Origin of the sequence: Pelagibaculum spongiae (genome assembly GCF_003097315.1) — a bacterium.
In the GTDB taxonomy this organism is placed as follows: Bacteria; Pseudomonadota; Gammaproteobacteria; order Enterobacterales; family Pelagibaculaceae; genus Pelagibaculum; species Pelagibaculum spongiae.
Genome location: NZ_QDDL01000001.1, coordinates 515,858 through 527,947 on the forward strand (window position 1 = coordinate 515,858; position 12,090 = coordinate 527,947).

10 protein-coding genes are annotated in these 12,090 nt (G+C 44.4%); 1 reads left to right on the forward strand and 9 read right to left on the reverse strand.

Going from position 1 to position 12,090, the window contains the following annotated elements; genetic code table 11:
* Nucleotides 1–25 precede the first annotated feature (25 nt).
* Together secA and DC094_RS02235 are read right to left on the reverse strand one after the other, a co-directional pair.
* Nucleotides 26–2,737: a preprotein translocase subunit SecA gene (gene secA / locus DC094_RS02230; RefSeq protein WP_116685453.1), complete on the reverse strand. Its 2,712-nt coding sequence runs from the start codon at nt 2,735–2,737 to the stop codon at nt 26–28.
* Between the two features lie 140 nt (nt 2,738–2,877).
* Nucleotides 2,878–3,822 (reverse strand): M23 family metallopeptidase, encoded by a 945-nt coding sequence (locus tag DC094_RS02235; protein WP_116685454.1) that lies wholly within the window; start codon nt 3,820–3,822, stop codon nt 2,878–2,880.
* On the opposite strand from DC094_RS02235, the gene DC094_RS02240 reads away from it, so the two are divergent.
* On the forward strand, nt 3,821–4,282 hold the full coding sequence (locus tag DC094_RS02240; RefSeq protein WP_116685455.1) for a DciA family protein: 462 nt from the start codon (nt 3,821–3,823) through the stop codon (nt 4,280–4,282). The genes DC094_RS02235 and DC094_RS02240 overlap by 2 nt on opposite strands.
* Here the strand turns inward: DC094_RS02240 and lpxC are convergent, their stop codons facing one another.
* From lpxC to murC, 7 genes are all read right to left on the reverse strand, one after another.
* On the reverse strand, nt 4,283–5,191 hold the full coding sequence (gene lpxC / locus DC094_RS02245) for a UDP-3-O-acyl-N-acetylglucosamine deacetylase (RefSeq protein ID WP_116686174.1): 909 nt from the start codon (nt 5,189–5,191) through the stop codon (nt 4,283–4,285). It lies immediately after the preceding gene.
* 161 nt (nt 5,192–5,352) lie between these two features.
* The gene (ftsZ, locus tag DC094_RS02250) at nt 5,353–6,492 is read right to left on the reverse strand and encodes a cell division protein FtsZ (protein ID WP_116685456.1); all 1,140 of its coding nucleotides are present in this window, start codon (nt 6,490–6,492) and stop codon (nt 5,353–5,355) included.
* Between the two features lie 78 nt (nt 6,493–6,570).
* A complete protein-coding gene (gene ftsA / locus DC094_RS02255; protein WP_116685457.1) occupies nt 6,571–7,806 on the reverse strand; it encodes a cell division protein FtsA in 1,236 nt (411 codons plus the stop codon).
* Between the two features lie 24 nt (nt 7,807–7,830).
* Nucleotides 7,831–8,808: a cell division protein FtsQ/DivIB gene (locus DC094_RS02260; protein ID WP_116685458.1), complete on the reverse strand. Its 978-nt coding sequence runs from the start codon at nt 8,806–8,808 to the stop codon at nt 7,831–7,833.
* Nucleotides 8,809–8,812: 4 nt separating this feature from the next.
* Complete coding sequence (locus DC094_RS02265) at nt 8,813–9,808, reverse strand: D-alanine--D-alanine ligase (RefSeq protein ID WP_241503945.1); 996 nt, start codon at nt 9,806–9,808, stop codon at nt 8,813–8,815.
* Entirely contained in the window at nt 9,805–10,695 is an 891-nt protein-coding gene (gene murB, locus DC094_RS02270; RefSeq protein WP_116685459.1) for a UDP-N-acetylmuramate dehydrogenase, read from the reverse strand. Before murB ends, DC094_RS02265 begins: the two co-directional genes overlap by 4 nt.
* Nucleotides 10,695–12,089 carry a UDP-N-acetylmuramate--L-alanine ligase gene (gene murC / locus DC094_RS02275; RefSeq protein ID WP_116686176.1) on the reverse strand — a complete coding sequence of 465 codons (1,395 nt, stop codon included), beginning with the start codon at nt 12,087–12,089 and terminating at the stop codon, nt 10,695–10,697. Before murC ends, murB begins: the two co-directional genes overlap by 1 nt.
* Nucleotide 12,090: the final 1 nt, after the last annotated feature.

Sequence of the window (12,090 nt, forward strand, 5' to 3'; positions counted from 1 at the left end):
TTTGTTTATCGAGTTTTTTTAACTTTTAAGCAAGCTTGCCGTGGCATTGTTTGTACTTTTTACCCGAACCACAAGGGCAGGGCTCATTTCTGCCTACCTTATCACTACGTCGGAAAGGTACATTAGCACCATCGGTACCGGTTGCTTGGCTTGTTTCTGCCTGTTGATTCATCTCTTCGCGCGCATACTCTAACTGCTCTAGTTCGGCTGCACGACGACGGCGCTCTTCTTCCAGCTCCTCAGCTTCATCTTGGCTTTGCACTTGAATAAAGCTCAACAACTTAATGACTTCAGCTTTCAACTCATCTAGTAAATTGCTGAATAATTCAAAGGCTTCTTTTTTATATTCTTGCTTAGGGTTCTTCTGCGCATAACCACGGAAGTGGATACCCATACGCAAATGATCCATTGCAGCCAAATGCTCTTTCCACAACCGATCTAGCGTTTGCAGCATCAGGCTCTTTTCAACCTGGCGGAAAATATCCGATCCAGCCTGCTCAACCTTGGTTTGATAAATAGTAACCAGCTCATTGTGAATCTTGTCGCGCAGCTTCTCAGAGTCCAGCTTATCATCCTCATCCAGCCACTGCTGTAATGGGAATTCAGTTGCAAACTGCTGAGCAATCGCTTGCTCTAATCCTTTAACATCCCACTGCTCTTCCAAACTTTGCAGTGGAACATACGAACCAAACACAGTATCCAGTACATCTTCACGAACTGTATTAACGGTTTCAATAATTTCTTCAGATTCTAGCAACTCATTACGCTGCTGGTAGACTACTCGGCGTTGATCGTTAGCAACATCATCATATTCCAGCAATTGCTTACGGACATCAAAGTTACGACCTTCAACTTTACGCTGAGCATTTTCAATCGCTCGACTCACCCAACGGTGTTCAATCGCTTCACCTTCTTCCATACCCAGCTTCTGCATCATTCCAGAAACTCGATCAGAAGCGAAAATTCGCATTAAATCATCTTCTAATGACAGATAGAAACGACTGGAACCTGCGTCACCCTGACGACCAGCACGACCACGCAACTGATTATCGATACGTCGAGATTCATGGCGTTCAGTACCCAAAATATGCAGACCGCCAGCAGTCAATACTGCTTCATGGCGCTTTTTCCAATCAGCCTTAACTGCATCAATTTCTTCTTGAGTTGGATTTTCCAGCAGATCTAACTCTGCATTTAAATTACCACCCAACATAATATCGGTACCACGACCAGCCATGTTGGTTGCAATCGTTACCTGACCTGGTAAACCGGCAGTCTCAACAATTTCGGCTTCTTTAGCATGAAATTTAGCATTCAGAACATTATGCTCGATACCTGCTTTTTTAAGCATGTCCGATAAAAATTCTGAAATTTCAATTGATACCGTACCAACCAAAACCGGTTGTTTCTTCTCAGCACATTCTTTAATAGCTTCAACAATTGCATTGAATTTATCGGTCTGATTCAGATAAACCAAGTCGCCATGATCTTTACGCTGCATAGGTCGGTTAGTTGGAGTAACCACCACTTCCAAGCTGTAAATTTGCTGGAATTCAAAAGCTTCAGTATCAGCAGTACCGGTCATGCCACCCAGTTTTTGGTAAATACGGAAATAATTCTGAAAGGTGATAGACGCAAGCGTTTGGTTCTCATTTTGAACCGATACACCTTCTCTAGCTTCGATAGCTTGGTGCAAGCCATCTGACCAGCGACGGCCTTCCATGGTTCGACCTGTATGCTCATCAACGATAATAACTTGATCATTACGAACAATATAATCGACATCTTTCTGGAACAAATTATGCGCACGTAACGCCGCATTAATATGATGCAGTAAGCTAACACCGGAAGCACCGTATAAAGTGTCCCCCTCATCCATCATGCCAGCATCAACTAACAATTCTTCAATTTTCTCATGACCCTGGTCAGTCAGGAAAATTTGCTTGCTCTTTTCATCTACCGAAAAGTCACCGGGACCTTCTTCTTCTTGCTGACGTTCTAGCTGAGGTGCCAGAACATTCATCTTATTGTACAACTCAGAGCTGTCTTCAGCTGGACCAGAAATAATCAACGGCGTTCTAGCTTCGTCGATCAGGATCGAATCCACTTCATCGACAATTGCGAAATTCAGCGGTCGCTGAACCTTGTCTTCGGCGCGAAATGCCATATTGTCTCGAAGATAATCGAAACCATATTCATTATTTGTGCCGTAGGTAATATCACAAGCATAAGCCTGCTGCTTTTCCGGAGGCTGCATACCTGAAAGGTTTACCCCAACAGATAGACCAAGGAATTCATATAATGGACGCATCCACTCGGCATCACGCTTTGCAAGGTAGTCGTTCACGGTAATAACGTGAACACCTTTGCTGGTTAATGCATTTAGGTAGATAGGTAGGGTTGCCATCAGGGTTTTACCTTCGCCTGTGGCCATTTCAGAGATCTTGCCCTGGTGTAGCACCAAGCCACCAATCATCTGAACGTCATAATGGCGCATACCCATCACTCGAACCGATGCTTCTCTTGCAACAGCAAATGCTTCAGGCAGCAACTTATCCAATGTTTCACCATTGGCGATGCGCTCACGGAATTCCGCTGTTTTAGCAATTAATTGTTCGTCGGTGAGTTTTTGAAGGTCGGGCTCAAGTACATTTATCTGTTGAACAGTTTTGTTCATGCCTCGAACCAGCCGCTGATTGCGACTTCCGAAAATCTTGGTAAATACTTTACTGATCATGTGGCAGTAGCTATCCGTTGGTTGCCTGCCCTTTCTTGCAGGAGATAAGGCATTCTAGCGTCTTATTCTAACGCCGTGAAATAGACTGTGGGCAAGATCATCCAAAAAATTCTGGCCACACAGCGAATTTACGATGATTTCTATCGTAAATATCGTGAAGGATTAACATGGCGACCATTTTTCAAGACTTCAAGGTGTACATGAGGTCCCGTTGATCGACCACTCGATCCCATCTTGGCTATTACCTGTCCTTTTGCAACCAAATCCCCCCGTTTTACAACCAACTGGCTATTATGCCCATATCGAGTGACCAGCCCATCAGCATGACTTACCTCAACCATTTGCCCATAACCATACCGCTTGTCTGCCCATGTGACGACCCCTCCGGCAATTGCAGTGACTTCACTGCCAAGTTTTCCGGCAAAATCGATGCCCTTATGCAGTACTTGACGGCCATTAAACGGATCTGTCCGCATACCATAGGGAGACGACAACCACCCACCAGAAATGGGCCTACCAGAAAGATTGGATTCTTTAGAGATTTCACTGCCGGTATACAACTTTGAAAGGGCTTGTAACTGCATGTCCCGATCTGCAATCAAACCGGTTAATCGGTTCACTCGCTCTTTAAGCTTGCTTTCACCAATACCATTTTCCGCATAAAGCACATCTCCAGGGCCACCACGACCTGGCTCAGACAAAAAATCAAATTCACCTTTTTCAAGACCTGAATTTTCAACCAAGCGACCACCTAATGCATTTAATCGCATCATATGTGACTGCAAGCGCCCCATGCGAATGGCTAAAGCATCCAAATCTTGTTGATATTGACGTTGTAGGTCTTGCAATTGAAGTTGATCATCCTGCGTTTGCTGCTGCAGTTGAACAATTTTTTGACGATCTTCTCTGGCAGGCTTACCAGTGAAAAACCAAGTGAAAGAAGATGTAACCAATGCAGGAACGATAACCAGCGAAATTAACCCAAAGATAAGCGGACGTAGATTAAACGAACGACTACTAACACCTTTGAGACTACGCTTGATTAAAGTAAACTCTGCGAACTGTGCTGAAGACTTATTACCCATGCAAACTTCCAATACCCGACCTATTAAACAGCTGCTTACAGAAAGTAAGCTCAACAACCTTATTAGTCGTGCCGAAAAGCTTCAGCGTCTGGATCTAAGATTCAAACTGCTACTTCCCCCTATCCTTGCACCTCAGGTTACTGTAGCTAACTATAGTGTAGGAAAGTTGGTGCTTCAGGTAACACATTCCGCTTGGGCGACCAGACTCAAGTTTTTAACACCGGAAATCTTGGCTCGCTGCCAACAAGAAGTGGGCTTGAGGAGTATTTCCGCACTTGAAGTGATTATCCGACCAACCGTTCACAAGCCGAAAATGTCAGGTGGCTTAAAGGGTAAACGAGAAGCACGAAAGTCTCGCACAGCAAAAGAAGCACTCACTAATGCTGCGCAAGATATTTCAGATCCGGAATTGAGCGCAGCTTTGAAAAACCTCGCCGTCAGCGCCGGATTTGATAACTAATTAATCGGCAGTAACCGGTGTCATATAAGAAACGGGGACGTCTTCCGCTTCAAATGTCACAACTTCCCAAGCATCAGGGTTTTTAACCAGTTCACGTAACAACTGATTATTCAAACCATGACCAGATTTATGACCAATAAATGCACCAATTAAACCTTTGCCTAGCAAGTAAAGATCACCGATAGCGTCTAATATCTTGTGTTTTACAAATTCATCGTCATAGCGAAGACCGTCATCATTTAGAATTCGGTAATCATCCATTACGATCGCATTATTAACACTGCCACCTAAAGCCAGATTTCGCTCACGGAGGAATTCGATATCACGCATAAAGCCGAAAGTACGCGCACGACTGATCTCTTTAACAAAAGAAGTACTAGAGAGGTCTAGCATCGCATGCTGACTACGGCCACGGAATACCGGGTGATTAAAATCAATAGTGAAAGATACTTTGAAGCCATCAAACGGTTCAAAAACAGCACGTTTATCGCCATCTTCAACAACAATTTTACGCTTTATGCGAATAAATTCTTTTGGCGCTGATTGCTCAGTAACACCTGCAGATTGAATCAGGAATACAAAAGGACCCGCACTACCATCCATAATCGGCACTTCAGAAGCCGTTACTTCAACATAGGCGTTATCGATTCCTAATCCTGCCATCGCAGACAGCAAATGCTCAACTGTAGAAACGCGCACATCACCGTTTACCAACGTGGTAGACAGCGTTGTATCGCCAACGTTATCAAAGCTGGCAGGGATTTCGACAACCGGGTTTAAGTCGACACGACGGAATACAATACCTGTATTCACCGGAGCAGGTTTCAATGTCAAATAGACCTTTTCACCTGTGTGCAACCCAACACCTGTTGCTCGAATCTTGTTCTTTAAAGTTCTCTGCCTGATCATTTCTACTGGCACCAAAGCGGCATAAATCGTTAATAAAACTGGAGCTCTGCGGCTATCGCTCAAGCAGATCCAAAATGATGGCAAATACTAACATAAAAAAAGTGCATCAAGTTAGCATTTAGCCTAGCGCTCATTTCAAACGTGCTTGAACATCAAATAACCTAATCAGCCTGCTTTCTCAAAAATGCTGGAATATCAAGATACTCCATATCTGAGCCAGCTGGGTTAGCTGCCTTTTGAGCTTCCTGCTTGCGCAATACAGCTGGACGATCCAACTTATCGATGTCTAATGTACCATCTGATTTTTTGGTTTCTGCCACCAACTTCACAGACTCTTTCTTTTGTACTTCACCCAGACCAGTTGCAACCACGGTTACCCGCATTTCATCCTGCATCTCTGGGTCAATTACGGTACCGACAACAACCGTTGCATCATCAGATGCGAACTCCTTAACCGTGTTACCCACTTCTTCAAACTCGTCAATTGCCATATCCATACCGGATGTGATGTTGACCAGAATACCGTGAGCACCATATAAGTTAACGTCTTCCAATAACGGGCTGGAAATTGCCATGCGCGCGGCTTCTTGAGCACGGCCTTCGCCACTGGCGATACCGGTACCCATCATTGCCATGCCCATTTCAGACATTACAGTTCGCACGTCAGCAAAGTCGACGTTAATTAAACCAGGTCGAGTAATCAGCTCCGCAATACCTTGAACGGCACCTTGCAATACGCTGTTAGCGGCTTTAAATGCATCGAGTAAAGTGGTGCCTTTACCTAAAACACTTAATAGCTTTTCGTTTGGAATCGTAATCAGCGAGTCAACATGTTTACTTAACTCTTCAATACCTTGAAGTGCAATATCCATGCGGCGACGGCCTTCAAACGGGAACGGCTTTGTGACTACCGCTACTGTCAAAATACCTAGCTCATTAGCAATCTCTGCAAATACTGGCGCAGCACCTGTTCCGGTTCCGCCACCCATACCTGCAGTAATAAAGACCATATCGGCACCATCTAGCATCTCACGAATTCTTTCGCGATCTTCCAATGCAGCCTCACGACCCACGTTTGGATTGGCACCAGCACCCAAGCCTTTAGTAATTTCCTGACCCAATTGAATCGTTGATTGCGCAGGGCTTTTCTTCAGCGCCTGAACATCCGTATTCGCAACAACAAATTCAACACCTTCGATGGCAGTACTCATCATGTGATCAATAGCATTACCGCCACCGCCACCGACACCAACAACTTTGATTACTGCACTATCAGGATACGTATCCATTAATTCAAACATACAGAAACTCCTCCAGTTTCCCGGTTTACCCGTCGCGCGTGCGCTTCCCTTTTTTCAATACTTTTTTTCCAGAACAATTTAGAAATTCCCCTGAAACCAATTTTTGACCTTACTAAACAAACCATCACCTTTCTCTACAGGTAGCCTGGATTTTCTAGAGGTATGTTGCTGCTGGCGACCATAGCATAACAATCCAACACCTGTGGCGTGGATTGGGTTGCATGCAACATCTGAAAGACCACTAATCCCTTGCGGAACACCCAATCGAACCGGCATATGAAATACTTCTTCAGCCAGGTCAATTGCGCCTTCCATTTTCGAAGTACCACCGGTTAATACAATGCCGGCAGCAATAATATCTTCAAAACCACTTCGACGAAGCTCAGCCTGAACCAAAGTGAATAATTCTTCATACCTTGGTTCAATCACTTCAGCTAAAGTTTGGCGAGACATCTGCCTTGGAGGTCGATCTCCAACACTTGGTACTTCTACTCGATCATCCATACTGGCCAGTGAGGTTAATGCACTACCAAAACGGATTTTAATGTCTTCGGCATGTTGGGTCGGTGTTCTTAGTGCGACCGCAATGTCATTAGTGACTTGATCACCGGCAATTGGAATGACTGCTGTATGGCGAATTGCACCATCAGTATAAATTGCCATATCGGTTGTTCCGCCACCGATATCTACCAAGCACACACCGAGCTCTTTCTCGTCATCTGTTAAAACAGAATAACTAGATGCCAATTGCTCAAGAATAATATCTTCAACTTCAAGGCCACAGCGGCGAACACATTTAATGATGTTCTGCGCAGCGCTGACTGCTCCCGTTACCATATGGACTTTAGCTTCCAGACGTACGCCCGACATGCCCACCGGCTCACGAATACCATCTTGAGTATCTATTACAAATTCTTGCGGTAAAATATGCAGAATTTTCTGATCGGCAGGAATTGCTACTGCTCTAGCAGCATCAATAACACGATCAACATCGGCTTCAACCACTTCTTGGTCGCGAATCGCAACAATTCCATGGGAGTTCAAACTACGAATATGACTTCCAGCAATACCGGCATAAACAGAATGAACACGGCAACCTGCCATCAATTCTGCTTCTTCAACCGCCCGCTGGATCGCATCAACTGTCGATTCGATGTTAACCACAACACCTTTCTTCAAGCCACGCGAGGACTGAGAGCCGATACCGACGATATTTAGTCGACCATCAACCGCTATCTCACCCACAATACACACTACTTTCGAAGTGCCAATATCGAGGCCGACAATCAGGTTCTTCTCTGGATTTCTCGTCATTGAGATTTATCCCCGCTCCATAACTCAGGCATTCTTTCCTTTCCGAGCTTTTACCGATTCGCGCCATCCTACAGCAAAACCGTGCGTATGGCGTAAATCGACATAGTCAATATCATTCAAAACCGGACTTAAGTGCTTTTTATAGACACCGATCATCCGCCGTAATCGATTTTCTGCTAAAGCCATATCACCCGCTTTAAGCAACAAACCGTTCTTTAAAACTATTTCGACACTTCTTCGCTGATTGAGTCTTAACCGCTCAATAGTTAACTGCTCCGACGCTAAAAGTTCACTGCTGGCAGCGAATAATGCCAAGGCTGATTCTGACAAACTGTCAGGTGCATCAATGATACCCGACTCTGTCGGCAATCCCTTCCCTCCAGGTAAAAAAACTTTACCGGAGATATCAATCAATGCTTGATTTCCCCAACGAGCAGCAGGCTGACGCATTGCCACTTGAACCCGTAAATGATCCGGCCAAACTCTTTGCAACTGCACTTGAGCCACCCAAGGGATTTGCTCTAACTTGTACTGCCATTCAGGTAATTTCAAATTAAAAAAACCATCTGACGCAATACCTTTTAATTGCTGCTGTATCCGCGCTTGATCCTGCTGGTTAATCACACCTATCACTTCAACATGACTAATTGGCCAATTTTGTGGTCTGCTAATTAATACCGCGCCACCCCACATAACAACAAAAACCAACAGTAAAATACTGGAAGAACTCGCCACCGTCAGTCTATGGCGAAAGCTCCTTTTTAATTGCACTTTAATTACTGGCCTTCTAGCCTTGCTAACCTTTTTAGTTGGCATAGCAATTTCATTTACATGATCAATAAGTTCATCATCTGATCGAGCAGTTAACACATCATCAGTTAATGAAGAAAAGCCTTCACCTGTAGATGAGGTAATTTCCAGCGAAGCGTCCACAGAAAGCGCGTCTGAATCAAGATTTAGATTTGCTTCATTCGACATCTGTGGCTCAATTCGCTGGTCCATCAGCCTATGCTCCGTAATCTTTAGTAGTGATATTTGGATTTCCAGTTAATGTTGCCGCTAAAATAACTTTTACTAACATGGGAAAATCCAAGCCAATACTCTTGGCTGCCATCGGCACCAAACTATGACTAGTCATTCCGGGGATAGTATTCACTTCAAGTAGCCAGAAATTACCCTGACTATCTCTCATAAAATCAACACGCCCCCAACCACTACAACCAACGGCTTTAAATGCCCTGAGTGCAATATCACCTAACAATCGCTCAGTTTCTAAATCCAGGCCTGGGCAGTAATATTCAGTGTCATTCGCTAAATACTTAGCGTCATAATCATAAAATTTATTCGGCGTTTCCATGTGCACCGAAGGCAGTGCTCTACCACCTAAAATAGAGACCGTATATTCACCACCTTTAATATATGATTCAGCTAAAAGGTGATCGGTATATTTTGCTGCCAGTTCTAATGCAGGCTTCAATTCAACGGCATTGAAAACCGGGCTCATCCCAACACTTGATCCTTCACAGTATGGCTTGATCATTACCGGCAAGGGCATTTTTTCCAATTGTTTTTCTAAAGTGGAGAAATTTTGCCGATCAATCACTATTTCCTGCCAATCAGGTGTAGGTAAATCCAACTGACGCCAGATCATTTTGCAGCGCAGTTTATCCATACCCAAAGCAGAACCCAGCACACCACTTCCGGTATAAGGAATTTTCAGCGAATCCAACAACCCTTGAATTAAACCATCTTCACCGCCTCGACCATGCAATGCATTAAAGACTCGATTAATTCCAGACAATTGCAACTGCCAGTCAGCTTTTGCAGTATCCAATGCAAAAGCATCAATCCCTTGTGATTGCAGAGCACTTAAAACAGCAGCGCCAGATTGCAAAGAAACTTCCCGCTCAGCAGAGTCGCCGCCTAACAAAACGGCTACTCGACCAAAATCCACTGGATCTATTTTCAGCTCAGGAAAATCTGCCAGCATCTGATCATTCATAGTCGATCTCCAACCATTTCTACTTCAGGCTGCAGTTTAATGCCTGAATCCTCAAAAACCCGCTGCTGCACCAGTTCGATTAATGCTTCAATATCATCAGAACTAGCACCACCAGTATTTACAATAAAATTGGCATGCTTTGGCGATACTTCGGCGCCACCAATTTTATATCCTTTTAATCCACAATCTTGAATCAGCTTGGCAGCAAAATTCCCTTGTGGATTTCTAAATGTCGAGCCTGCCGTCGGCAATCCAATTGGTTGACTTTGTTGACGTTTATCTAATAAAGCTCGAATCGCTTCTAGCTCTTGTTCGCCATCACCCGATTTAAAAACAAAACCAGCCGCAACAAACCATTCATTTTCAGGCCCAATAACTGAACGATAACCCGCCTTATATTCATCGGCAGATCGTCGAATTAATGCACCTTGATGATTCAAACAATCAACAAATTGGACGTGCGGCCAAGTTTCACCACCAAAAGCACCTGCGTTCATTTTTAACGCGCCACCGATAGTTCCTGGAATACCAGCTAAAAAGCCACCACCAATTAAATTCGCTTTGGCGCTATTACGAGCCAGCTTGCTACAAGTAACGCCAGCTTCGGCGTATACCGTTTGTTGCTGGCTATCAATTTCCAGTTTATTCAGACGATTTAATGTAGCGATTACTGTGCCTTTAAAACCACCATCACGTACTAGAATATTACTTCCCAGCCCCAACCAGAACAAAGGTTCATCTTCAGGTAGCTGAGATAAAAAAACTTGCAGATCAGCTAAATCAGCCGGCTGATAATAACGCTGAGCAGCACCACCGACTCGCCAACTAGTATGAGCTGCTAGCGAATGGTTTTCTTGCAATTTTCCTCTCAGCTCAAGCGACTGCATTAATTCGCCTCCAACCCATCATTGGCAATAGCCGCTGCTAATTGACCAATATTTCCGGCACCTTGAAGCAATAAGATATCGTCACTTCGCAGCAATCCAGCTAGCACTCTATTTAATTCTTTCTGATCACAATAAACTGGATCAACCGAACCTCTCTGGCGGATAGAACCACACAAAGATCGGCTATCAACATTTGGAATAGGTTTTTCACCGGCCGAATAAACTTCCAGCATGACCAACACATCAACTTGTGATAACACTTGAACGAAATCTTCATAAAGATCTCGGGTGCGGCTATAACGATGCGGCTGGAAAACTGCAACTAATCGTCTTTCAGGCCAGCCATTACGAATGGCCGATAAAGTCGCCTGAACTTCGCGTGGATGATGGCCATAGTCATCGATCATCATTACTTCACCAGCCGGAGCCTTTACATCGTGAACCTGGAAGCGACGGCCAATACCTTCAAATTTTTCTAATGCATTAATAATCGATTGCTGGTCAACGCCGTGATCCATCGCCACTGCAATAGAAGCCAAAGTATTTAAAATATTATGCTGACCCGGTAGGTTTAATTTCACCGGAAAACGAATGCCTTCCGGCGTAATGACTGTGAAGTGGCTGCACATGCCATCAAATTTGGCATCAATTGCACGGAAGTCTGCATCGTCGCTAAAGCCATAAGTCATCAATGGCCGTTGAATTCTTGGCAAAATTTCCCGCACAACGGGATCGTCAATACACATCACTGCCTGGCCATAAAATGGCAGGTGGTGTAAAAACTCAACAAATGTATCTTTCAGCTTTTCGAAATCACCACCATAAGTTGCCATATGGTCTTCATCGATATTGGTGACGACAGCAACCATTGGCTGTAAATGCAAAAATGATGCATCCGACTCATCAGCTTCGGCAATTAAATAGCGACCACTACCCAAGCGAGCATTAGTACCGGCACTATTTAATCGACCACCAATAACAAAGGTGGGATCCATGCCACCTTCGGCAAACAGGCTGGCAGTCAGACTGGTAGTGGTCGTTTTACCGTGAGTACCAGCAACCGCAATACCGTGGCGAAAACGCATTAGCTCAGCCAGCATTTCAGCACGTGGCACAATTGGAATGCGCAAAACACGGGCACGTTGAATTTCTGGGTTGGCTTCGTTAATTGCAGTGGAAACCACTACGACATCGGCGCGTTCAACATTACTTTCTAAATGCTCAGAATAAATCGTTGCTCCGGCCTGTTGCAGCCGCTTGGTCACCGGATTTGAGGCAAGATCACTACCACTAATCTCATAGCCCTGGTTTAATAAAACCTCTGCTATACCACCCATACCAACACCGCCAATTCCAATAAAATGAATATGATTGGTTCGACGCATTTGCGGCATA

Excerpts from the sequence above, each read along its gene's own strand:
- murB (WP_116685459.1), bottom strand. The coding sequence starts at position 10,695 with ATGCAGTCGCTTGAGCTGAGAGGAAAATTGCAAGAAAACCATTCGCTA.
- DC094_RS02240 (WP_116685455.1), top strand. The coding sequence starts at position 3,821 with ATGCAAACTTCCAATACCCGACCTATTAAACAGCTGCTTACAGAAAGT.
- ftsZ (WP_116685456.1), bottom strand. The coding sequence starts at position 6,492 with ATGTTTGAATTAATGGATACGTATCCTGATAGTGCAGTAATCAAAGTT.
- DC094_RS02265 (WP_241503945.1), bottom strand. The coding sequence starts at position 9,808 with ATGAATGATCAGATGCTGGCAGATTTTCCTGAGCTGAAAATAGATCCA.
- murC (WP_116686176.1), bottom strand. The coding sequence starts at position 12,089 with ATGCCGCAAATGCGTCGAACCAATCATATTCATTTTATTGGAATTGGC.
- DC094_RS02260 (WP_116685458.1), bottom strand. The coding sequence starts at position 8,808 with ATGGACCAGCGAATTGAGCCACAGATGTCGAATGAAGCAAATCTAAAT.
- lpxC (WP_116686174.1), bottom strand. The coding sequence starts at position 5,191 with ATGATCAGGCAGAGAACTTTAAAGAACAAGATTCGAGCAACAGGTGTT.
- ftsA (WP_116685457.1), bottom strand. The coding sequence starts at position 7,806 with ATGACGAGAAATCCAGAGAAGAACCTGATTGTCGGCCTCGATATTGGC.
- DC094_RS02235 (WP_116685454.1), bottom strand. The coding sequence starts at position 3,822 with ATGGGTAATAAGTCTTCAGCACAGTTCGCAGAGTTTACTTTAATCAAG.
- secA (WP_116685453.1), bottom strand. The coding sequence starts at position 2,737 with ATGATCAGTAAAGTATTTACCAAGATTTTCGGAAGTCGCAATCAGCGG.